At 35.4% G+C, this 24587-nt stretch carries 23 protein-coding genes; 20 read left to right on the forward strand and 3 right to left on the reverse strand.

Going from position 1 to position 24587, the window contains the following annotated elements; all coding sequences use genetic code 11:
- Positions 1–69 precede the first annotated feature (69 nt).
- The 14 genes from C1634_RS11820 to C1634_RS11875 all read left to right on the forward strand — a co-directional run bounded on the left by C1634_RS11820 (position 70) and on the right by C1634_RS11875 (position 15766).
- Complete coding sequence (locus C1634_RS11820; RefSeq protein WP_109738459.1) at positions 70–1230, forward strand: RHS repeat-associated core domain-containing protein; 1161 nt, start codon at positions 70–72, stop codon at positions 1228–1230.
- Complete coding sequence (locus C1634_RS11825; protein ID WP_103235163.1) at positions 1190–1615, forward strand: hypothetical protein; 426 nt, start codon at positions 1190–1192, stop codon at positions 1613–1615. Before C1634_RS11820 ends, C1634_RS11825 begins: the two co-directional genes overlap by 41 nt.
- A gap of 128 nt (positions 1616–1743) precedes the next feature.
- Complete coding sequence (locus C1634_RS11830; RefSeq protein ID WP_109738460.1) at positions 1744–3489, forward strand: CocE/NonD family hydrolase; 1746 nt, start codon at positions 1744–1746, stop codon at positions 3487–3489.
- Positions 3490–3674: 185 nt separating this feature from the next.
- The gene (locus C1634_RS26005) at positions 3675–3815 is read left to right on the forward strand and encodes a bacteriocin-like protein (RefSeq protein ID WP_165835319.1); all 141 of its coding nucleotides are present in this window, start codon (positions 3675–3677) and stop codon (positions 3813–3815) included.
- A 410-nt stretch (positions 3816–4225) separates the two neighbouring features.
- Positions 4226–5653 (forward strand): adenylosuccinate lyase, encoded by a 1428-nt coding sequence (gene purB / locus C1634_RS11835; RefSeq protein ID WP_109738461.1) that lies wholly within the window; start codon positions 4226–4228, stop codon positions 5651–5653.
- A gap of 85 nt (positions 5654–5738) precedes the next feature.
- Entirely contained in the window at positions 5739–6719 is a 981-nt protein-coding gene (locus C1634_RS11840) for a hypothetical protein (RefSeq protein WP_228410064.1), read from the forward strand.
- A gap of 31 nt (positions 6720–6750) precedes the next feature.
- Positions 6751–7719 carry a WG repeat-containing protein gene (locus tag C1634_RS11845; protein WP_103232850.1) on the forward strand — a complete coding sequence of 323 codons (969 nt, stop codon included), beginning with the start codon at positions 6751–6753 and terminating at the stop codon, positions 7717–7719.
- Positions 7720–7732: 13 nt separating this feature from the next.
- Complete coding sequence (locus C1634_RS11850) at positions 7733–9157, forward strand: serine hydrolase (protein ID WP_109738463.1); 1425 nt, start codon at positions 7733–7735, stop codon at positions 9155–9157.
- Positions 9158–9183: 26 nt separating this feature from the next.
- Complete coding sequence (locus C1634_RS26415; protein WP_262509917.1) at positions 9184–9306, forward strand: hypothetical protein; 123 nt, start codon at positions 9184–9186, stop codon at positions 9304–9306.
- A gap of 227 nt (positions 9307–9533) precedes the next feature.
- A complete protein-coding gene (locus C1634_RS11855; protein ID WP_109738464.1) occupies positions 9534–13229 on the forward strand; it encodes a phosphoribosylformylglycinamidine synthase in 3696 nt (1231 codons plus the stop codon).
- Complete coding sequence (locus C1634_RS11860; RefSeq protein WP_103232853.1) at positions 13210–13623, forward strand: ribonuclease inhibitor; 414 nt, start codon at positions 13210–13212, stop codon at positions 13621–13623. Before C1634_RS11855 ends, C1634_RS11860 begins: the two co-directional genes overlap by 20 nt.
- Before the next feature lie 580 nt (positions 13624–14203).
- On the forward strand, positions 14204–14833 hold the full coding sequence (locus tag C1634_RS11865; protein ID WP_109738465.1) for an SGNH/GDSL hydrolase family protein: 630 nt from the start codon (positions 14204–14206) through the stop codon (positions 14831–14833).
- Positions 14833–15165 (forward strand): gamma-glutamylcyclotransferase family protein, encoded by a 333-nt coding sequence (locus tag C1634_RS11870; protein WP_103232855.1) that lies wholly within the window; start codon positions 14833–14835, stop codon positions 15163–15165. The genes C1634_RS11865 and C1634_RS11870 overlap by 1 nt, the downstream gene beginning before the upstream one ends.
- A gap of 142 nt (positions 15166–15307) precedes the next feature.
- Positions 15308–15766, forward strand: a complete 459-nt coding sequence (locus C1634_RS11875) for a GyrI-like domain-containing protein (RefSeq protein WP_103232856.1) — start codon at positions 15308–15310, stop codon at positions 15764–15766.
- 85 nt (positions 15767–15851) lie between these two features.
- Here the strand turns inward: C1634_RS11875 and C1634_RS11880 are convergent, their stop codons facing one another.
- Complete coding sequence (locus tag C1634_RS11880) at positions 15852–16310, reverse strand: lipocalin family protein (protein ID WP_103232857.1); 459 nt, start codon at positions 16308–16310, stop codon at positions 15852–15854.
- Positions 16311–16379: 69 nt separating this feature from the next.
- Positions 16380–16745, reverse strand: a complete 366-nt coding sequence (locus C1634_RS11885) for a diacylglycerol kinase family protein (RefSeq protein ID WP_103232858.1) — start codon at positions 16743–16745, stop codon at positions 16380–16382.
- A 184-nt stretch (positions 16746–16929) separates the two neighbouring features.
- Between C1634_RS11885 and dnaN the strand changes: the two genes are divergently transcribed.
- The 6 genes from dnaN to C1634_RS11915 all read left to right on the forward strand — a co-directional run bounded on the left by dnaN (position 16930) and on the right by C1634_RS11915 (position 24257).
- Positions 16930–18060 carry a DNA polymerase III subunit beta gene (gene dnaN / locus C1634_RS11890; protein ID WP_103232859.1) on the forward strand — a complete coding sequence of 377 codons (1131 nt, stop codon included), beginning with the start codon at positions 16930–16932 and terminating at the stop codon, positions 18058–18060.
- 194 nt (positions 18061–18254) lie between these two features.
- Positions 18255–19088, forward strand: coding sequence for a M23 family metallopeptidase (locus tag C1634_RS11895; protein ID WP_103232860.1), 834 nt, complete (start codon positions 18255–18257; stop codon positions 19086–19088).
- A 58-nt stretch (positions 19089–19146) separates the two neighbouring features.
- Entirely contained in the window at positions 19147–19977 is an 831-nt protein-coding gene (locus tag C1634_RS11900) for an AraC family transcriptional regulator (protein ID WP_103232861.1), read from the forward strand.
- 63 nt (positions 19978–20040) lie between these two features.
- Positions 20041–20658 carry a DUF417 family protein gene (locus C1634_RS11905; protein ID WP_103232862.1) on the forward strand — a complete coding sequence of 206 codons (618 nt, stop codon included), beginning with the start codon at positions 20041–20043 and terminating at the stop codon, positions 20656–20658.
- Between the two features lie 207 nt (positions 20659–20865).
- On the forward strand, positions 20866–23268 hold the full coding sequence (gene pheT, locus C1634_RS11910) for a phenylalanine--tRNA ligase subunit beta (protein ID WP_109738466.1): 2403 nt from the start codon (positions 20866–20868) through the stop codon (positions 23266–23268).
- A 578-nt stretch (positions 23269–23846) separates the two neighbouring features.
- On the forward strand, positions 23847–24257 hold the full coding sequence (locus tag C1634_RS11915) for an META domain-containing protein (protein ID WP_103234129.1): 411 nt from the start codon (positions 23847–23849) through the stop codon (positions 24255–24257).
- A 49-nt stretch (positions 24258–24306) separates the two neighbouring features.
- Here C1634_RS11915 and C1634_RS11920 read toward each other — a convergent pair whose 3' ends face one another.
- On the reverse strand, positions 24307–24546 hold the full coding sequence (locus C1634_RS11920; RefSeq protein WP_002977986.1) for a hypothetical protein: 240 nt from the start codon (positions 24544–24546) through the stop codon (positions 24307–24309).
- Positions 24547–24587 lie beyond the last annotated feature (41 nt).

A 24587-nucleotide genomic window follows, 5' to 3' on the forward strand; every position in this document is an offset into this window, starting at 1 on the left:
GCTTTCCCAGATTCATATTCTTTCAGAATATTGATAATCTGATGTTCTGAAAATTTGCTCTTTTTCATAATGTTTAACAAACTAAATTTAATAATTTTAATTGGTCTGAAAAACAGGGAAGTTTACCTCCTGAATGATCTCGGATCCGGCAAAGCAAAAATAGAAACCACCAATACTACAGACTATCTGGATGGCTTTCAGTATAACGATCAGATATTACAGTTCGTAGCTACTTCAGAAGGATATTATGATTTCGTTCAAAATAAGTATATTTACAATTATACCGATCAAGTAGGAAATATCAGATTAGCCTATTATAAAGATGCTTCTGGCAACCTCAAGATAGACAGAACGACCCATTATTATCCTTTTGGACTTGAATTTGGAGATTATTTAGGAACTTCTCTTTCGATATCTCCAAATTATAAGTATTCTTCCCAAGGGCAGGAAAAGCAAACAGAAACAGGATGGAGTTCTTATAAATGGCGGAATTATGATGCAGCGATGGGAAGGTTCTTCAATGTTGATCCATTAAGTGAAAAGTACGCTTATCAGTCCCATTATAATTTCTCTGAAAACAAGGTTGTATCCCACAGAGAATTGGAAGGTCTAGAGGCAATAGATTCTAATAAGATTAGAGAAGCTTTTACTAATGGTAAAACAGGAAAAAATTATCAATTAGTTATTCATGTTGATCAGCCAGGTGATGGAGGAGATAGGGATGTTTATCAAATTCTACCTAAGAGAGACTCAGGACATGCATTTGTAACTTTAAATAGAAAGAACACTGATGGGACAACGGATTCTAAATCTTTTGGATTTTATACCTATCCTCCCAGTGTAAATCCTCTTGCGTCAAGTGCTAGTGGAAAAATAAAAGACAATGCAGGGCATGAAGACGAGGTTGTACAAACAAGAAGTATTAGCGAGAAAAATTTCAATGATATATTAGATTTTGTTGACTCAGAAAAAAATACGACATATGATTTAAATACAAATAACTGTGCAGATTTTGTTATAAATGTTGTGGCGGCTGGAGGAATCAAATTGCCAAAAACTAAAAGTTCATATCAAGCATTTAATGGACATAATCCTGGAGATTTAGGAGAAGACTTAAGAGAACAAAATAATAATATTCGTAAGGGAAAAACCCCTGAAGGTAATTCAAAACCCCAAAAAAACAAAAATAATGAAAGCGATAACGACAGAGTTAAAGGTATTGGTTTATAGTCTAGCAGTTATTTTTTTCTGTTTTAACTGTTCAAAATCCAAGCTGCAATATACTAACCCGGTTTTTGCAACTTTTTTTAATGAATTAAGTAATGAAAGTGCTGAAAAATTTTATAACTCTTACTATAAAGACAAACCAAATGACTATAAAGAGGGATATATTCAGATATTAAAGGAACTTAAGAAATACAACTGTGAATTTACTATTACAGATTATAACTCTTATAAAGGTGAAAAACCTGATTTAGATGGCATGACTGAAGGTGTTTATATTTTGGAAAACAAAAATCTAAAAAATCCATTTTTTTTTAAAATTGAAAATAATAAGGTACAATATTTAGTTTCAATTGGCAAAGGAAAAGAGGATATTATTGGCTGGCTTTGAAGTTGTTGATGTTTTTTGTAGTAATGTTTTCCCCGCTGGCGCGAGTGTCTCGCTCGTGTCCACAAACAAAACAAAACCACTGCAATCGCAGTGGTTTTAGTATCTTAGTCAACGAAAACAAAAGAAAAATGATAAAATATCTGCTCATTCTTTTTCTATGTGCAATTGTCTCTGTTCAGGGACAACAAGCCATGTCGACTATTGCTAAAAATCAGGATAGTTCTTATGATATTCAGGATAGCGTCATGGTGAAAACCAGGGATGGAGCGATGATTTCTGCCATGATTGTGAAAAAGAAAGGAGAGAAAGGGCCTCTTCCGGTGGTTTTTCAGTTTACAATCTATGTTCGCGATACAGGACGGGATCTTCAAAGTTTGAAGAATGCTGCTGATAAAGGGTATATTGGCGTTATAGCCTACGCCCGAGGCAAAAGATTAAGTCCGAATGATATTAATCCCTATGAATTTGAAGCCACAGATACCTATGATGTTATTGATTGGATCAGTAAACAAAAATGGTGCAATGGAAGTATAGGAATGTATGGGGGCAGCTATAATGGTTTCAGCCAGTGGGCGGCCTGTAAAACGATGCATCCTGCATTGAAAACAATTGTCCCGTATGTGGCAAACCGTCCCGGAATGGGACTTCCTATGGAAAATAATATATTCATTAACCCCAATTATGAATGGGCATTTTATGTCGGAAACAACAAATATCTGGATAATGAAACTGGAAACGACAGACAGCGTTTTAGGTCAATGATGTTTACATGGTGGGATAAAGGCGGGGCATACAACAAAATGGACAGCATTGATGGTACCCCCAACCGATGGTTTCAACAGTGGATTACTCATCCTGATTTTGATGAATACTGGCAGAAAATGGCTCCTTATAAAGATGATTTTAAACAGATCACTATTCCGGTGCTTGCTTTTGACGGATATTATAACGACTCCCAAAACTCTAGTCTTTATTACCTTAAAGAATTGCAGAAATATAACCCGGGCACTCCGTTTTATCTGATCATTGGCCCATATGGGCATTTTGGAACCCAGCAGGGAGGTGAGAAAGAAGTGAATGAATACAAAGTAGATGATGTTGCCCTTTTTGATATCAATAAAATTACCTACGAATGGTTTGATCATATCATGAAAAACGGGCCGAAACCATCAGTCCTTAAAGACAAAATCAATTATGAAGTCATGGGAGCCAATGAATGGCGCAGTGCTCCCTCATTTGAAAAAATGAACAATGAGGTTCTGAAATTTTACCTTTCCCATCAAAAAAAGGGAAGTACTTACTTTCTGGATTCCAAAACTTCCAATAAAAATACATTCCTTTCACAAATAGTTGATTTTAAAGATCGAAAATTGAGTGGCAACAGCGATTATTACCCGTCTCCGATAGAGAAAAATGAGCTGGATAAAAGTTCAGGTTTCATTTTTACCAGCAATCCGGTAGAAAAACCAACAATTGTAAACGGCTCCTTTGTGGGAGGACTTCATGTCTCTATTAATAAAAAAGATGTGGATCTGGGAGTGACTTTATATGAATTGACTCCCGAAGGAAAGTATTTCCATTTGTCATATTATATCGGAAGAGCCAGCTATGCAAAAGATATTACTAAAAGAAATCTTCTGAAGCCTGGAGACAAAACATGGATAGAATTTACCAATAGCCATTTTATAAGCAAAAAACTTCAGAAAGGAAGCAGACTGGTTGTGAAAATTGATGTTAATAAAAATCCGTTCTCCCAATTGAATTACGGAACAGGGAAGGAGGTGAGCACAGAAACCATCAAAGATGCTTCCGTTCCTCTGCAGATCAAATGGTATAACGACAGTTATGTGGAAATTCCGGTTTTAAATGAATAACAGGGCCATTTATTGATTGCTTTTTTAAGTCTAATTAATCGTAGGATTAAAAAGTTTATTACAATATAAGTTGTGTGAAATGAGCTGGTTATGTATTTGTATTTGAAAAATATGTATATTGGTGTTACCAAATTAAAGCGTAATCCGAAAAGCATATAGAGTAGGAAAAAACAAAAAATAGTACTATGAAAAATCTAAGAAAACTTTCAAACAGAGAATTAAAAACAGTTCAAGGCGGTATCCCTATGTGTCTGCCAGGATACTTCTGGTGTTCATTTGTGAAAAAATGTATTTCTGTAGGATCACCATGCGGACTTATTGATTAATTCGATTCATAAAAATAATGTAAAGAAAAGGCTGTCTCAGAAATGGGATAGCCTATTTTATGTCCTATTCACTCATTGACTTAGGAATCAGGAGCGTTAAGAAAATTTGAATGTAATCCGTTAAAAAATTTCCACTGTCTGAGCATGGACGAAATTTAAAGCCGAAGAAGTACCATGTGATCCATGCGAGTTTGGAAATTTTAGGAGTGCATTCAAATTTTTAGCGGATGATTCCCGTCTTGAACTTTTGTATACTTTTGTTTGACTACGTCGAATCTTCGATTTCAAGGTAAAAGTATAAATGCAAATCTTTTATTTGATTCGGAATATGGTTGAAAAATCATAAAAGCTGGATTTTTATCTCTCACTGAAAAATCGTATTTTTGTGCATCTAAAAAGTAAAAGAACGAATGAATTCCTACAAAAATCCATTGGAAGAGCGCTACTCCAGTGAAGAAATGTTATTTAATTTCTCACACAATAACAAATTCCAGAATTGGAGAAAACTTTGGATAGCTCTTGCTGAAATCGAAAAAGACCTTGGACTTGAAATTACAGACGAGCAGATCGCTGAGTTAAAAGCTAATGCTGAAAATATCGATTATGAGAAAGCAGCAGAGTACGAAAAGAAATTCCGTCATGATGTAATGGCTCACGTTCACGCTTATGGTGATGTGGCGCCTTCAGCAAAAGGAATTATCCACTTGGGAGCAACTTCAGCTTTTGTAGGAGACAATACAGACTTAATTCAAATTCGTGACGGACTTTTAATCTTAAAGAAAAAGTTGGTTAACGTAATGAAGAACTTAGCAGATTTTGCTATTCAATATAAAGACCTTCCGACTTTAGGATTTACACACTTCCAGCCCGCTCAGTTGACGACTGTTGGGAAAAGAGCAACACTTTGGTTACAGAGTTTGGTTCTTGACATCGAAGAACTTGATTTCTTCCTTGAAACCCTTCGTTTCAGAGGAGTGAAAGGAACTACAGGAACTGCTGCCAGTTTCCTTGAGCTTTTCAATGGTGACTATTCTAAAGTAAAACATTTAGATAAAGAACTTTCAAAAAGATTCGGTTTCGATAAAGTTTTCGGAGTTTCCGGACAAACTTACGATAGAAAAATTGATGCTAAAGTAGTGGCTTTATTAGGAAATATTGCTCAATCTGCGCACAAATTCACAAACGATTTACGTTTACTTCAAAACCTTAAGGAAATTGAAGAACCATTCGAGAAAAACCAGATCGGTTCATCAGCAATGGCGTACAAGCGTAACCCAATGAGAAGTGAAAGAATCGGAGCGTTGGCAAAATATGTAATGTCTTTGACAACAAGTTCTGCAATGGTAGCTTCTACACAATGGTTTGAAAGAACATTAGATGACTCTGCTAACAAGAGATTGACAATTCCTCAGGCATTTTTAGCTGTTGATGCCATTCTATTGATCTGGAACAACATCATGAACGGAATCGTAGTGTATCCGAACAGAATCAACAAGCACATTATGGAAGAACTTCCTTTCATGGCGACAGAATACATCATCATGGAAGAAGTAAAAGCAGGGGGGGATCGTCAGGAAATTCACGAGGTGATCAGAGTTCACTCTATGGAAGCATCCAAGAAAGTGAAGGAAGAAGGAAAAGAAAATGATCTTATCGAAAGAATTTTAAATGATGATTCTTTAAAACTAGACAAATCAAAACTCAAAGAAGTTTTAGATCCTAAGAACTTTATTGGTTTCGCACCAATCCAGACGGAAGAATTCATTGCGAATGAAGTTCAGCCGATTTTGGACCAGAATAAAGACCTGATAGGATTGGAAGCTGATCTTAAAGTATAAAACATATGCAGCCTTGTGGGCTGCATTTTTTATTTTGTTGATTATGAAAATTTATCTCTTTTTTATTTTGTTTTTATTTCCTGTGATGATATTTTCTCAGGATTTAAAACCGAATAAAAAAATCAGATCTGATGTAGATTTTAGCCATATAGCTTCAGGAATGACCGCTCCGTTTAGTTTGGGTGACTTTTCCAGAACGGCATTGTTTACAAACTCTAAAAATGACAGCGTTTTTGCTGCAGAATATGAAAATAAAAGTAGTGATGCATTATTTAAATTCAAAATTATTCCAGCTTTTCTTGATGAGGAAAGACTTTTAAATCATTATTATAAAGATTTAAATGAAAGAAGATATACTCCTAAAGAACGTGAAAAAGGAAATAGAGTGGTAACCTTTAAAGAAGGAAAGTTCAAGCTTCATGGAATCAGCAGCTATTTTAACCATCTTAATAGGCTGATTAATTTAAGGGTTTATGATGCTGGTTTTTGGGTTTTCATTTCAGAAATAAGCCAAAAAGGGAATGATACTTTAATTCTGGATAAAATGCATGACGAATTTTTAAAAAAATTACAACCGGTAAAAATTGTAGAAAATAATCCTTTAACTAGATATTCGAATATTATTTATGCACCTGTTGCTGCTCGTGACACGGTATTATTAAGAATCACCATGAGTAGTGCTACAAATAAAATGAAATGGATATATGAGAATATTGATAAATATGAAAGAGCTTCAGGAATTCCGGGAATCCTTTTAGATTTTCACATTGCGGGAATTAACGGTTTTATAGATTATAAGACAAAAAAAAATTTCACATTAATTAAAGAAGGTAATTTCACAGTAGATAAATTGATTTCGTTCTTCACAAAACTTCGAACTGACGGCTTTACAGACGAATTTTTAATGGAGCAGTATAACTATTTATTAAGTCCGCCGGAAAATCATCAATTTGATTACGAAGGTTATCAGAAGTGGAAGCTAAACAATTCTATAGACTATGATGTTGCTAAAAAATATTATCTTATTGTAAATTCGCGTAAGAAAACAGATCTCACTAAAGACTAGTAAATTAAGCTTTGATATCACTTCCAATTTAATGAAAAAAATACTTTTAGCCATTATACTAACACCAATCATTTATTTTTCTCAAAGTAAAGAGGATTTACATTATTTTAAATCCAAAGATTCTCTGGTGGGAGTAAAAGATAAAGCCGGAAAAATAATTGTTCCTGCACAGTTCAAAATCTTTTCATTCCTTAAAGATGGTGATCCGGTAGAAGGAGAAACCATCTTATTCGATGGCAGCAAAGAAGGAGAAAAATATCAGAAAAACACCTGGGGCTATGTATATGACAGAAAAGGAAACTTTCTTTATACCCCATTTCTCTATGACAATGGAGCTGATTATTTCTCTGAAGGCGTAAGAAGATTGGTGAAAAATGGTAAGGTAGGATTTGCAGACCGAAACGGAAAGATTGTCATTGAAGCAGAGCATGATTTTGCATCACCTTTTAATTACGGTTACGCAGCATTTTGTGACGGCTGCGATTGGGAAAAAACAAATGATGAGCATAGATCTATTGTAGGAGGCAAATGGGGAGTGATGAATGTCAAAGGAGAAACCGTTCAGCCACTTGAAAAACCAACAGAGAAAGATGTTGAAATAGATGGAAAGTATTATCCAAATCCTTTTCAATACAATGGAAAAGAGAAAAATATGCTGCAGTTCTTTGAAAAGCAAAACAAAAAGCTAGCAGACCTTTATTATGTAAACGTTTACAATGAATTATCTGAAAATGAAAAGAATCTGCTTTTTGAAATCGTGGAAAGACCAAAAGAAAACTTCCCGTATTATCAGGTAAATACCTATGATTACAGGAAAAAAGATTTAGGAATGTTGACGCGTTTTAAATTTCTGGTATCAGAAGATGGGAAAGCATTCTATGCAATAGAGGATTATAATGAAGAAAGAATTCCTTTCGGAGAATGGCTGAAAAATGAAATAGAATCGGCTGAACAATATCAAAAGGAACACCCGGATAATCCCAATAAGTTCATCAACTAATAAAACCTATACCATGAAAAATGCTTTATTATTTGTATTTGCTTTACTATGTATAAAGAGTCATGCGCAAAATGATCAGACCATCAATTCAATCATTGATGCAAATGCCGAAAAGCTTGCTCAGCAATCAGGAGCTTACTCTGTATCTATCGGGATTCTGAAAGATGGTAAAGTATACACCAGGCACTTTGGAGAAATTGATAAAGGAAAAGGAAATAAAGCAGATGATAATACCTATTTTGAAATCGCTTCAGTAAACAAACTTTTGACAGGTCAGTTGCTGGCAAAAGCTGTTCTGGATGGAAAAGTAAGCCTGGATGACGATGTACGTAAATACCTGAAAGGGTCTTACCCGAACCTGGAATATAAAGGCGTTCCGATAAAAGTGAGAAATTTGATCTCTTATCAGACAGCATTGCCGCGAAACCTTCCTAATGATGATGAATTAAGAAAAAATATGTCGGATGAAACTCCTTTTCTGTATAATAAACTGAATGAAAATTATACAAAAGAAGACTTTAAGAAAGATCTGACAACCGTACAACTGGATATGCTTCCCGGAACAAAATACAGATATAGTAATCTGAGTCTGGAACTTACAGGACTCATGTTGGAAAATATATATGGGAAAAGCTATGAAACCCTTTTACAGGAGAATATTTTTTCAAAATTGGGAATGAACCATACCAAACTGGAGCTCGATAAAAATGAAGTACAAGCCAATGGTTACCATATCAATTACCGTCTGATGCCCGCTTCAAAAAGCGACTTATGGGGTGCCGGCGGTGCAAAAACCAAATCTACAATGGGAGATATGGTGAAGTTTTTAAGAGAAGAATTAGATTCAAAAAATAAAATAGCACAGGAATCACAGAGAAATATTGATAACAGTAAAGAAGCATGGTGTGGATATTTCTGGAATAAATATTTTATCAGTGAAAAAGGAAAAGTAGGCTTTAAACATGGCGGATCTTACGGAACAAATACCTGGTTTACAGTATATCCTGAATTGAATATAGGGGTTTGTATTATTGTAAATATCAACGGACCTGAAACATTTGGGACCCTTTATAATGCAGCTGCGGATTTAGTGGGAAATCTGATTTCTACGTCAGACAAGAAGCAGATCTATGGGTATTCTGTTAAGGGAAATCAAGTTGTTTTCTCTTACACCCATCCAAAGAATCTGAATGCTGACCTGATCAATACCATCGCTGTAGCAGGAAGTTTCAACGACTGGAATCCTGAAAATAAAGAATATCAAATGACCAAGAAAGATCATAACTCTTTTGAATTGGAAGTTCCAATATCCAAATTTGAAAAAGGAAAGAGCTATTCCTTTAAATTTGTATTCAATAAAGAAGGCTGGATGACAACTCCTCCAAATGCCTCCAATACCGACGGAACTAAAAATAATAGTCTAGTAATAACATTGTAAAGAGAGGTACACTCTGAGTTAATTGAATGAAAAATATATTCGTATTGACGTTAGCATTTGTGAAAAATTATGTACAAACGGATAAAACGGTTTTCTCAATCATAGATGCAGCTGCCCAGAAAGTGGCAAAAGAATCAAAAGCATACTAAAAATACATCCAATAATGACGGTACCAAAGATAATAATCTGGCATTCGTTTTATAAGAAAAAGATAGAGGAAAAAGAAAGTAAAAAGAGTAAATTTGTACTCAATAATAAAGGGTGGATGATAACACCCAAAAAGAGGATCAGTACAGAAAGCAATAATCTGTGATGGATGCTCTGAAATCAGAAAAGTAAAAGAAAAATAAATCTAATATTAAAAATCTGACATCTAATGTCTAATAACAAAAGAATTTTCGTAGAAAAAAGAGGAATTTTCGATGTTGAAAGTCCAAAAATTTTTGATGAAGTAAAAGCAGTTGTTCCGGCAATTCAAAGTGTGAAAGTATACAATGTATATGATATTTTCAATCTGAATGACGGAGAATTTGAAAAAGTGGTGAACAATACTTTTGTAGATCCTGTTACTGATATTTTACATACAGAAAACCCAGTAAAAGCTATTCATTTCGGAATGGAATTTTTACCTGGCCAGTATGATCAGAGAGCAGACTCTGCACAGCAGTGTATCGCTTTGCTGACAGAAAATGAAAAATCAAAAGTAAGAAGTGGAAAGCTGATCGAATTTGAAGGAGTTTCCGAAGCAGATCTGGTTAAAATCAAAGACCTTCTGATCAACAAAGTAGAATCTCAGGAAAAAGACTTAACTATCTTAAATATTCCTGCAGATGAAACACCATCAAAAGTGATCATCCACGAAAATTTCATCAATTTCAATGATGCAGAACTTGAAGACTTCTATAACAATCATGGTTTTGCACTAGGGTTAGATGACCTGAAATTCATTCAGGAATACTTCAAAACTGAAGAAAGAAATCCTACGGAAACAGAACTGAAAGTATTAGATACGTATTGGAGTGACCACTGCCGTCACACGACATTCGAAACAGAATTGTCAGACATTCAGTTTGAAGGTCAGTTCAAACACACATTGGAAACTATTTTCAATGACTATATCGAAAAAAGAAAATTCTTAGGCCGCGAGCTGAAGCCAATTTCCCTAATGGATCTTGCAACAGTATGCGGTAAATATTTCCATAAAACAGGAAACCTGGATAACCTGGTGATTTCTGATGAGATCAACGCATGTACCATCCAGATTGAAGCAGAATACGACGGTAAAAAAGAACCTTGGTATCTGTTGTTCAAAAACGAAACGCACAACCACCCAACAGAAATTGAACCTTTCGGAGGAGCATCTACTTGTTTAGGAGGTGCCATCAGAGATCCATTATCAGGAAGATCTTTTGTATTCCAGGCCATGAGATTGACGGGTGCCGCAGACGTTTTAGAATCGGTAGACAAAACATTACCAGGAAAATTACCACAGAAAACCATTACAAAACAGGCTGCCAATGGATATTCATCTTATGGTAACCAGATTGGTCTTGCCACTACAATGGTTTCTGAAATCTATGACGAAGGCTATAAGGCGAAAAGAATGGAAGTTGGTTTCGTTACCGGAGCTGTTCCTGTAGACTGGGTAAGACGTGAGAAACCTGAAAACGGTGATTCAATCATTATCTTAGGAGGAGCAACAGGTCGTGACGGAGTTGGAGGAGCAAGCGGAAGTTCAAAAGAACAGGATGAAACCTCTATCCATACCATGAGTTCAGAAGTTCAGAAAGGAAATGCTGTAGAAGAACGTAAAATTCAGAGACTATTCAGAAATCCTGAAGTAACGAAGCTGATCAAAAAATCAAACGACTTCGGAGCAGGAGGAGTTTCTGTGGCGATCGGTGAGATTGCAGACTCTTTAGAAGTGAACTTAGATGTATTGCCATTAAAATACGAAGGATTGAACGGAACAGAGCTTGCTATTTCTGAATCTCAGGAAAGAATGGCGGTAGTTGTAGATCCGAAAGATAAAGAAAAGTTCATCAAATTCTGTGAAGCTGAAAACATTGTTGCTGTAGAAGTAGCAAAAGTAACAGATTCAGGAAGAATGCAGATGTTCTGGAAGGGAGACAAAATTGTAGACCTTTCAAGAGCTTTCTTAGATACCAACGGATGTTCCAAGTCTCAGGAAGTGAAAATCACTCACCTTGATGAAGTAAAAGAAGAAACTAAAGCTTTCACAGCTGAAAACTTCCTGAACATCTTAAAAGATAAAAATGTAGCTTCCCAAAAAGGGCTGTTGGAAATGTTTGACTCTTCAATTGGAGCGACTACAGTAGCGATGCCTTTAGGAGGAAAATACCAACAGACTCTGATGGAAGGAAGTGTGCAGACCCTACCCATTCTGGGAGCAAAAGACATTAAGACTGTTTCTTTGGCAAGCTGGGGATTTGATGCTGAAATTTCAAAACAAAACTCACTGTTAGGATCATCTTATGCTGTAGTGGAGAGTGTTGCGAAGATCGTTGCCATGGGTGGAGATTACAAAAACATCAGATTAAGCTTCCAGGAATACTTTGAAAAATTAGGCCAAAACCCTGAGAAATGGGGTAAACCTTTAGCATCCCTTTTAGGAGCTTATGATGCACAGATCAAACTTGGTTTAGCAGCAATCGGAGGTAAAGATTCCATGAGTGGAACGTATCAGGATCTGAATGTTCCGCCAACCTTGATTTCTTTCGCATGTGCCAACGGGGATAAAGAAAATATCATCTCTCCTGAATTGAAAAATGCAGGCAATAAACTGTATTTCTTCAATCATATTGCCCAGGAAAACGGACTTCCGAATTATGATGCTTTAAAAGAAGTTTTTGAATTCATCTTCGAAAATATCAAGGCAGGTAAAATTGTTTCTGTGAAAACAGTGAAAGAAGGAGGTCTTGCAGTAGCGTTAGCAAAAATGAGCTTCGGAAACAGATTGGGCGCTGAGATCAATGCTGATGAAACAGTTTTATTGGCGAAAAATATCGGAAGCTTAATCATTGAATCAAAAGAAGAATTAAGCTCAGCTGCTCTTCAGTTGATCGGAGAAGTAAAAGATTCAGGAACTTTAAAAATCAACAATCTTGAATCCAGTATTGTAGATCTGGTATCTGCCAATACAAACACATTCGAAAACCTTTTCCCAACAGTAGAAAAAGAAAAGATCACGATTGAAATTGATGAAAAATCAAACTCAATCCATCCAAGAAATATCATCATTAAAAAACACGGAATTGCACAGCCGAAAGTTTTTGCTCCAGTATTCCCAGGAACCAACTGTGAGTATGACACGCTGAATGCATTCCAGAAAGAAGGAGCTGTAGTAAGCAGCCTGCCTTTGATCAATATCAATCACCAATTATTGGATGAAAGCATTGATGCATGGGTAGAAGAGATCAGAACCTCTCAGATTCTGGCATTCTCAGGAGGTTTCTCAGCAGGAGACGAACCGGATGGTTCTGCAAAATTCATCGTTAACGTTCTGAAAAACGAGAAAATGAAAAAGGCAGTTCACGAATTGTTAGACAGAGACGGTATGATCATCGGGATCTGTAACGGATTCCAGGCTCTCGTGAAGTCAGGGTTGTTGCCATACGGAAGAATCAAAGATCTTGATGAAAACTCTCCAACATTGGCTCACAACGCAATCAGAAGACATATCTCTCAGATGGTGACTGTACAAGTATTGAATGACGAAAGCCCTTGGTTAAAAGGAATGAAAGGTCAGACTTTCACCATTCCTATTTCTCACGGAGAAGGACGTTTCATGGCTTCAGAAGAAGAAATCAAGAAGTTGTATGAGAACGGACAGATCGCTACTCAATACATAGATCTTGATGGAAACATCGCTCACGGAATGCCATTCAACCCGAACAACTCATTATTCGGAATTGAAGGAATTACCAGCCCATGTGGAAAGATCTACGGAAGAATGGGACACCCGGAAAGATTTGCTGAAGGTCTCATGAAAAATATACCAACCGCGAATTATCACAATATATTCAAAAACGGTGTTGAATACTTCAAATAACAATACAAGAAAAATGATCGTCATCAATGGCGGTCATTTTTCATCTTTAGGAGGTTTCTACGAAGAAATCTCCAACGTTCTGATGAAAGATGCGGATTGGAAAGTAGGAACGCTGGATGGCTTTGATGATATTCTCTACGGAGGTTTTGGCGTATTCGAAAACAAAGAAGAAATTGAAATCGTCTGGAAAGAATCACAGAAATCAAAAGAGGACCTAGGCTTTGATACCACCTATGGATTTTATGAAAATAAAATCAGACAAGGAAAACCTTTCAATATAGAATTGATTCAGCAGAAATTAGATGAATTAACGGAAGGGAATGGGCAGACCATTTTTGATATTCTGATAGAAATTATAGAATCACATACCAATATTATGCTGAGGTTGGAATGATAAGTAATGATGCGGATTTTAAACCATTAAGAAGAGTAAAGTTTTTAAGGGAAGTTAAGATTCATCTAAGATGAATAAAGTAAGTCGCTTAATAATAGCTTCAGCTGTTATCTTAATAATTCTTCACCTCTTATAAAATCTTAATGGTTCAAATCATTTGGGTTAATACCGCTTCATCAAATCAATTTGTTGATTCCTTCTTTGCTTCCTTGAATCAACATACTAAAAATAAAGCCTTTGCGTCAAAAAAACAAAATATATTATTTAACCATTAAGAATAATAAAGTTTTTAAGTGAAATTAAGATTCATCAATGATGAATGAAGCACTCTTATTAATAATAGCTTCAGCTGTTATCTTAATAATTCTTCACCTCTTATAAAATCTTAATGGTTCAAATCATTTTGGGTAATACCAGCTTTATCAAATCAACTTGTTGATTCCCTCTTTGCTCTCTTTAGTTTGCAGTATACATTTCATACTTTGCGTTAAAAAATAGGTAAATTGAAAGAATTTAATACTATTGAATAATTTTTTCTTAATACTTTTACTTCAACAAAACAGGAAACAATAAAAGTTGAATGAAGAAAATTATTTACGGGCTGTTTTTCGGGGACAGCATTACCTACGGGGAATATGACGGAGTTTTTGGCGGGTGGGTAGATATTCTGAAAAGATATGCCCTGCAGAAATTTCACGAAGGAAATGGAGATGAGTTAATCCTGTTCAATCTCGGAATAGGAGGAGAAACTACTGAAGGATTACTGAAAAGGATTCCCCACGAAATGGGCGCAAGGAATTCTCCCGACGGGAATATCGTTTTTTTAAGCTACGGAGCTAATGACCTTGCTATAAAAGAAGGTGTACAGATTGTAGATCCTGAAAAATTTAAAAAGAATATTAAGATAGCCATCACCCATGCTGCACAATTCTCCAATGAAATTTATCTTGTAAGTATTCTTCCTTTCTCTCAAAAGGTAGATGGAGTAGTAGTAAGCTCAGGCAAGTTAAGAACTAATGAAGAAGTTATCGTTTACAACCAGATCCTGAAAGAGCTGGCAGCCGAAAATTCGCTGAAATATATTGATTTTTACTCCGCTTTTCTGGATGATAAAGAGATACTGCTTTCCGCAGATGGTGTACATCCTAATGAAAAAGGCTATGGAATGATGGCCGAAATCGCTATCCCAATCATTGAAAAATATTTATAATGCCACAATTATTTTCTTACGGAACATTGCAGAAAGAGCAGGTTCAAATGGAGACTTTTGGACGTCTTTTACAAGGTGAACAAGATACTTTGTCAGGATATAAACTCAATATGCTCGAAATTACAGATCCCGAAGTATTACGGAAAAGCGGGCAGAAATACCATCCGGTATTGGAGTTTTCAGGGAATGATGAGGATCAGGTAGAAGGAGTGCTTTTTGAAGTAACAGAAGCAGAAATCTTCCAGGCAGATGAATATGAAGTAGACGATTATAAAAGAATTGAAACCGTTTTTAAATCCGGAAAAAAAGGATTTATCTATGTTGGAAAATAGTCATTGCGAGCAAAGCGAAGCAATCCCACCAAACTCTTTTTTTTAATTCAATAAAAACGGGCTTTAGCGAAAAACTTAAAAGACTCCTGACATACCGTTGTCACAATCTGTCTTTATCTTTGTCTTACAAAAAAATCAGGAAATGAATAACGTGAAAATAGAACCTTTTAAGGTCATTGGGATCTCGGTAAGAACAACCAACGAAAATGAACAGGCAGCACAAGACATCCCGGTATTATGGGGGAAAATGATGAACGAAAATATAATCAATTCGATTCCTAATAAAATAGACAACACGATCTATTCTATCTATACGGACTATGAAAAAGACCATACTAAGCCCTATACAACGGTTCTTGGATGCAAAGTAGAAAATCTTGATCATATTCCTGAAGGAATGGTAGGCTATTCTTTTGACGGTGGAGATTATGTGAAATTTACGACAAAAGGAGACCTTTCAAAAGGGTTGATCATCAATGAATGGCTGAAAATCTGGGAAATGGATCTGGGAAGAGTATTTACAGCCGATTTTGAAGTCTATGGAGAAAAAGCACAAGATCCTTCAGATGCAGAAGTGGATATCTTAATTGCGGTGAAATAAAATCGGAAAGAAAAATATCGACTCATCAATAATAAAAAAGCCTGCTACATGAATGTTAGCAGGCTTTTTCTATTTTTACTATGGATTACTTATATAAAACATATTTTGTGTAATCATTAATTCCATCGTTGTTATGATCTTCATTATCCGTAACCAGGAAGATAAATGTATTGGATGAAAGTTCAAGCACTTTTGCGGTATTATTGCCTATTGTAACTTCCATATTGGCAGAAGAATAAGAGTAGCTAATGGTAGCTTCAGCCTTTTGACAGCCGGAATTGACACTGTTATAGTCTGTCATATAATACTTTCCGTCATTTCTGAATTCATAAGTGCTTTTCTTCTTGCAGTCATCAGGAGCATATTCTTTTATAACAGTCGTTTTATCAGTACCGGAAACTGTATATTGGGTTTGTATTTTCCATGTTCCCACAATATTGCTTGTAGTAGAATTTCCATTATTTTCAATAGGTAGAGTATCACTATCATTACCACATGATGAAAGAAGTACTAAACCTAGAACCCCCGCCAAAATCTTTTTCATAAATTAATTTTTCGCGAACATAATAAAAAATATTCATTGAAGAACCTTGAATCTATAAAAACAGGTGCTTTAGGATATAAATGGTAAAATATATTTTCCATACACCAGAATTCCAACAATCACCGAGGCAATAGCTGTCAAAATAACAGCTCCTGCAGCAATATCTTTAATAAACCCGATTCTTTTGTCGAAATCAGGTTGAATGATATCACAGATCTTTTCAATGGCAGTATTGAAAATTTCGGCAGTCAGAACTGCAAAAGAAGCAATCAGGACCAAAGCAGCATCTGTACTATTCAGTCGGAAATAGAAAATAAAGAAGAGGTTGACAAAAAATGCCAAAAGTTCAATCTGGAAATTCCTTTCCGTTTTTATCATCATAAAAACACCCCGGAAAGCATTGAGAAAACTTTTATGGATAGGCGGTTTTTGCATGATTTCTAACTTTTCACACAAAGATAGACTTTGTATTTTGATAAAAAAATGAATCTTCACGGAAATCAGAGCATAATGTCAAGGCTCAAAACAGATTAAGGATATTTGTTCAAAACTCCTCCATATTATTCTTTTCTTTGTTGTATCTATTTATTATATTTGTACAAACTTATTTTATAAATCTATGAAATTTATTATTTCAAGTGGTGAACTGCAGAAGGCTTTGCAAACTGTAAGTGGCGTAATATCAAGCTCTCAATCGAGACCGATTTTAGAAAACTATCTTTTTGAATTAGACGGAAATAATGTTACCATTACAGCATCTGACGGCGAGACAACTCTTGTTACTTCTCTGGAAGTAAAGTCTGATGATACAGGTAAATTTGCTGTTCCTGCTAAAATTTTTCAGGATTTTATCAAGACATATGGTGAACAGCCTCTGACATTTGTTGTAAAAGACAATGCCGAAGGAACTGGTAGCCAGCTTGAGATTTTAGATGAAAAAGATAATTTCGCAGTAGCATTAGACAATGCGGATGACTATCCGGAATTGCCAGAATTCGACGCTTCACAAAGCGTGACGATGCCGGCAGGAGTTTTGTCTGAAGCTTTGACGAACACTCTATTTGCTACAAGTAACGATTCTCTTCGTCCGGTAATGACAGGAGTTCTTTTCCAGTTTGGAGAAAACGAAACCAATTTCGTTTCTACAGACTCCCACAGATTGGTGGTGTACAAAAGAGCAGACCTTATCAATGCTGAACCGATGGAGTTCATCATGCCTAAAAAGCCTCTGAACATTTTCAAAAATATCCTGGCAAGTTCTAATGAAGACGTTACCATCGACTTCAATGAGAATATGGCTAAGTTTACTTTTGGTAAGCATATCTGGATCTGTAGACTGATTGATGGGAAATATCCAAACTATACAGCGGTAATTCCGAAGGAAAATCCAAATGTATTGACGATCAACAGAAACCTTTTGTTGGGAGCGATCAAAAGAGCATCTATCATGTCTAATAAATCTACCAATCAGGTAAGATTCAAGCTTTCTGGAAATATTCTTCATCTTCATGCTGAAGATACTGAATATGCAAACAAAGCAGACATGCAGATTCCTTGTGACTACAACGGAGAAGATATCAATATTGGATTCAGTTCTAAATTCTTAACTGAAATGCTGACAATCTTAGGATCTGACGATATCACCATGAAAATGTCCCAACCTAACAGACCAGGAATCATCGAACCCCTTGACGGTCTTGAAGAAAACGAAAATATCTTAATGTTATCAATGCCGGTAATCGGATTGTAAGATTAATATATACCCATAAAAAGAAAGCTGGAATTTTTCCGGCTTTTTTTGTAATCCTGATTTCCGACTTGTAGTTGTCATCGACTTAGGAATTAGGAGTACATCCAAATTTTTAGCGGATGATTCCCTTCTTGAACTTTTGTATACTTTTGCTTCAAGGTAAAAGTATAATAAGAAAAATACATTTAATAACCATGAAAAAAATAATTGCTCTTCTTTTATTATTGCCATCCATCACTTTATTTTCACAGAATAATATCAAAGTATACCATGAGAAAAAAGGTGATACTTTAAGCCTTTTTGCAGATAATAAGGCGATTTATCCAATGTCTTTAGTGTTTTCAGGATTTCCGGAAGTGGAGAATATGAGAATACCACAACCTTTTAAAACAACACAGGTAATTCCTGCCAATTCGGTAAAAAATAGAGTAGGATATTTTATTGTTGATGATAAAACAAAAGGCTGGAAGGTAAAAAAGGTTCCGGGCTATATGATGTACATTGGAGATGTTACTTTAAAGAATTATGATAAAGATTATCATTATGATTTACCTTTCAAGAAAGGAAAATCGTTTAATATCTATCAGGGATATAATGGAACCTTCTCTCATCAGAATGAAAATTCTTTAGATTTTACCATGCCGGAAGGAACAGAAGTGATTGCTGCCAGAGAAGGATTGGTAACTGATCTTGTAAGCACCAGTAATATGGGTTGCCCAACAAGAAGTTGTGTAGATAAAGCAAATTATATTACTATTTTACATTCAGATGGAACATTTGCGCAATATTATCATTTAAAACAAAATGGAGTTAAAGTAAATATTGGAGATCAGGTGAAAAAGGGAGATGTCATTGGATTAAGTGGAAATACAGGATGGAGTAAAGGACCTCATTTGCATTTTGTATGCTATCTTCCCAGAGTGGAAAATGATAAATATAGAGAAACTATTAAAACCCTTTTCAAAACTGGTAATGGAACGAAGAATGAATATCTGATGGAGAAAAAAACATATTCAAAAGAGTATTAAATAGATGATAGTGCCATTTGTGAATGATTAGAGTTATTCGTGTTTAAATAGTTTTATCATGAAAATAAAAATACAGTCTTATCATACCTCAGATCTTCCCTCAGAATTCACTACTGAAAATTATAGTGTTATTCTATGGAAAGGTTCCGGTGTTTTTTATGTGGATGATATCAATTATTCATATGATGGATACAATATCCTGTTTCTTTCCCCATACCAGAAGTTGAAGCTGGCGTCGGAGTCTGATGAAAATATCCATGTACTTTTCTTTCACGGGGATTATTACTGTATAGAATATCATAAAGAAGAAGTGGCATGCAACGGGCTTCTCTTCAATAATATTTATATGAATCCAGGGATTGAACTATCTGAAGAGAACTATCATTATATTCTCGAGCTTTTTAATCATATCAGAAAAGAAGAATCTGAAAAGCACCATTTTTCAGAATCCATCATCAAAACGTATATACAGCTTATCCTTGCGATTGGCAGTAAACAGAAAAGCAGCATTGAAAACAGTACGGTTTCTACGGATAAGCTACCCAATAAAAATGCTGCTGAATTTCAGAAACTGCTGGAAGCCCATTTTAGAAATGAGAAAGAGCTGTCATTTTACAGCGATAAACTGAGCATCACCAATAATACATTAAGCAAAGCGGTAAAAAAAGAATTTACAAAAACGCCCACTCAGCTTATCAATGAAAGAATCATCCTGGAATCTAAAAAACTACTGCATTTAACATATCGGTCTGTAAAGGAAATTGCTTCGGAGCTTGGGTTTACAGATGAATTCTACTTTAGCAGATATTTCAAAAAATCGGTGGGATGCTCTCCCAAAAAGTACAGAGAAGAAGTGGGAATTTCTGTGGTGGCGAAAATGTCCATGTAATGTCCTCAAATATCTATGTCGGTGCTTTGAGCATGTGAATACCTTTGAAAAAAAATAAATCACATGCAAAACAACAGACTTTATCACCGTTTATTACAATTAGATACCTGGTTTTTCAATTTTCTAAGAATTTCAATTTTCATCGTTATGGCCTGGATTGGTGGCTTAAAGGCATTTCATTATGAAGCAGATGGAATTGTTCCTTTTGTAGCCAACAGCCCTCTGATGAGTTTCTTCTACAAAAATGCGGGCACCAAAGTTCTTAATGAAGATAAAAAGCTTGTTGCAGAATATACTCTGTATAAAAACCCTGAAGGAAAAGTCGTTCAGAAAAACATTGATTGGCATCAGGAAAACGGAACCTATACATTTTCTTATGGATTGGGAACAATGATTGTCGTGATCAGTGTTTTGGTTGTATTAGGTATTTGGTTTCCTAAAATTGGAGCCGTTGGAGGGGCTTTAACATTTTTAATGTCACTGGTTACCCTGTCATTTCTGATCACAACTCCAGAAGTCTATGTACCCAATCTGGGCGGAGATTATTCTACACCTCAGTATGGATTTCCCTATCTCTCAGGGGCGGGACGTCTGGTCTTGAAAGATATTATCATGATGGCCGGAGGCCTGGTACTATTCTCCGATAGCTTGAAGAAAGCGGTGAGACCATCTGACCAATAAATTCACGAATCAGAAGCGAATCTATTAACGAAAATTTATTATCTTAAAATCGCTTCTAAATTTCTCTATTTCTCAAAAAAACACGACATTTGTAGCTTGAAAAATCATACTGGAAGACAGGGTGGAATTTCAAATAAAAGTTTCAAAATAGAGCAGATGAAATTCTAATACTCATCTGACGAATTAAACAAGTAGATAGATAAACAAATGAAAATATCAAACAACTGGCTGAAGGACTTTGTAAAAACGGAATCAAAAACTGAAAGAATCGGTGAATTCCTTACAGATATAGGTCTTGAGGTTGAAGGGATAGATAAATTTGAAAGTGTAAGAGGCAGTTTGGAAGGAATCGTTGTAGGTAAAGTAGTAACCTGCGAGAAACATCCGAATGCTGACAAACTGAAGAAGACAACAGTAGATGTAGGAAACGGAAAAGTATTAAATATTGTTTGCGGAGCTCCTAATGTAGAAGCAGGGCAAACTGTTCCTGTAGCAGTTGTCGGAACTAAAATCTATGACAAAACCGGAAACTTTTTTGAAATTAAAGAAGCAAAAATCAGAGGAGAGGTTTCTCAGGGAATGATCTGTGCAGAAGACGAATTGGGTCTTAGTGAAGATCACGGAGGAATCATGGTGCTGGATGAAACCAAATATGAAGTAGGGAAAAACTTTGCTGACTATTTTGAGCTGACTAATGATGAGGTTTTTGAAATCGGATTAACACCGAACAGAACAGATGCAATGTCTCACTATGGTGTTGCCAGAGATCTGCATGCTTATCTTTCTACAAATCAACTAAAGTCGCAGTTTAATAAGGTAGCTTCCGAAGCTTTGAATAATGAGGGAACTCATGATTTCAAACTGGAAATTGAAGATGCAGAATTGTGTCCAAGATATATCGGTGCTGTGATTGAAAACGTAAAAGTAGCAGAATCTCCATCTTGGTTAAAAGACAGACTGAAAGCGATCGGGTTGAGCCCAATCAACAACGTTGTAGATATTACCAACTATATTCTTCACGGGTACGGACAGCCGCTTCACGCATTTGATGCAGACAAAATTGCAGATAAGAAAGTGAAAGTAGGAGTTGTAAAGCCGGGAACAAAATTTACTACTTTGGATGGGGTGGAAAGAACACTGAATGGTTCTGAAATCATGATCAAAGACGGTAAAGACAATCCAATGTGTATCGCTGGAGTATTCGGTGGTGCGACTTCCGGAGTATCTGAAACGACAAAAACAATATTCCTGGAAAGTGCTTATTTCAATCCGATTGCGGTAAGAAAAGGAGCAAAAGCCCACAGTTTGAATACGGATGCTTCTTTCAGATTTGAAAGAGGAGTAGACCCGAACCTTACAAGAACGGCGATCACCCATGCTATTAAAATGATTCAGGAAATTGCTGAAGGGAAATTAGTAGGAGAGTTATTGGAAGAGTATCCTAAGAAAATAGAAGATAACTATGTGATTCTGAGATTCTCTAAAATTGAGCAGATTTTAGGAACAAAAATTCACAGAGAAAAAGTAAAGGAAATCTTAAAAGCATTGGAAATTCAGGTTTTAAATGAAATTCCTAATGGTTTTGAAATCTCCGTTCCTGCTTACAGAGCAGATGTAACAAGAGAAATAGATGTTATAGAAGAGATTTTAAGAATCTACGGATATAATAAAATTGATGCTCCACAGAAAATTTCGTTTACGCCGGTTAAGCTAAGTGCTAACGATCAGGATGAACTGGAAAATACATGGGCAAGAGGTTTACAGAGTCTTGGTTTCAATGAAGTGATGAATAACTCATTAACTTCTGTAAAAGATGAAACTGATGCGGTAAAACTTTTAAATCCTTTAAGCGGAGATTTGGCATTCATGAGAAAGTCTTTATTGGAAGGACTTCTTCAGAATACAGCTTATAACATCAATAGAAAGAACCAGGACATCAAGTTCTTCGAATTAGGAAAGATCTATCACAAAAAAGATAAATACGAAGAAAGAAAACAACTGGCATTACTGGTTTCCGGTAGAGATGCTGCAGAAAACTGGCTTCAGCCAAAATCTGCTGTAAGTTTCTATAATCTTAAAGCTTATGTAAAGGTTTTATTGGAAAGACTGGCTGTAGACTATAAAGAAGTTGCTCTGTCTGATGAAAGATTCTCTGATGCATTGGTATATGAAGCAGATGGTAAAGCTTTAGTAAGAATCGGAAAAGTAGCTCCTGCTTTATTAAAAGATTTTGATATTGATCAGGATTGCTTCTACGCAGAAATTGAACTGGAATATGCTCAGGAACTTCGTTCTAAAAATGAACTGAAATTCAAAGACATTCCGAAATTCAACAAAATCAGAAGAGACTTAGCGTTGCTGATCGATAAAAATGTAAACTATCAGGATTTATATCAGACTGCTAAAAAGAATAAATCTCCATTCATTAAGAGTGTTAATCTATTCGATGTGTATGAAGGTAAAAATCTTCCTGAAGGTAAGAAGTCTTATGCAATGAGCTTCGAGCTGTTAAATGAAGAAAAAACACTGGAAGAAAAAGAAATTACAGAAGTAATGGATTCTTTGATCAAATCTTTCCAGAAAGAATTCAACGCAGAGTTGAGATCATAATACTTGAAAATATATATTTCATTATAATTGAAACGGACTTTATGAAGTCCGTTTTTTTGTTTTGAAACTGAGTTTGTATTTATAGGTTTCGGCTAAAGCCATTTGAATATTACTTTTTTAAATAAACGGGCTAAAGCCCGTTCCTATTGAATATTTATTGGTGATATTCGTGAAAATATTCGTGTTTAAAATGTAAGGTTTTTGTATTGAAGTTGGTTGAAACAATATATCTGTAGCCTTTGTCCATTCCGTCAGGAATCTAAATGCCAATCAATCTAAAATCCATTTAATTTGCATAATCTGCGAGAGTATATTAAAATATAGATTCTTTCGGAATGACGAAGACACCTTAAAATTTTATCAGAGATAAAATTCTTACACCTTAAATTCGATGCTTATTAAAATCATTTATGACTTAGCGTTTCCCAACCTATTAAAATAAATTAAAATGCATTTATTATTAAAATTAATCCCGGAAAAATAGTCAAAATATCAAGAGTTAAAGAATAATAAAATTCACCGCATCCCGTTTAGATAATATAATTTCCGTAAATTTGGATTAATTCAAAAAGAAAAAAATGAAAAATCTTTTTTTAAGTATATGTACAGCTGCAGTATTGGCTTCATGTGGAAGTATGACAAGCCCTTCTGCCTCTAAAGTAGGAAAGGCTCAGCCTGCTCTTGCCAGTACAAAATGGACATTGGCTGACAATGTAAAAGGTAAAATTCCAACATTGAATATTGAAGGAGAAAAGATCACAGGAAACGCTGGATGTAACAACTATTTCGGAACGGCTACCATAGACCCTTCTACAGGTGGTTTTACAGCCGGACAAATGGGATCTACAAAAATGATGTGTAACAACATCGGAGTAGAGCAGAACTTTATGGATATGATGGGAAAAGCAAACAAATATGTGATTTCCGGAAATACTTTAGAATTGTATAAAGACAATCTTTTATTATTGAAATTCACAAAATCAGAATAAAAAAACAAAAGGAACTCAATTGAGTTCCTTTTTTATGTTTAGAGTATTATTAATCTTCCTCTTCTTCGTCGTACTTAGCCAATTCTTCGTCGCACCATTTGAACGCTGCTTCTACTACTTTAGTAGCTTCGTCTGCCATAGTTTCTTCATCATCACCCTCAAGATCATCTAACCACTCAACTTCTTCTTCCTCAACGTTTAAGATAAATCTTGGGTATTCTGTATGAACTACGAATAGATCTTCTGGAAACTCCGAATTATCTGCTAATAAAAACTTTGGTAATTTCATTTTTTTAATGTTTTAACTTTACTCAAAGATAAATAAAATTA

The organism is Chryseobacterium viscerum (genome assembly GCF_002899945.2).
Lineage (GTDB): Bacteria > Bacteroidota > Bacteroidia > Flavobacteriales > Weeksellaceae > Chryseobacterium > Chryseobacterium viscerum.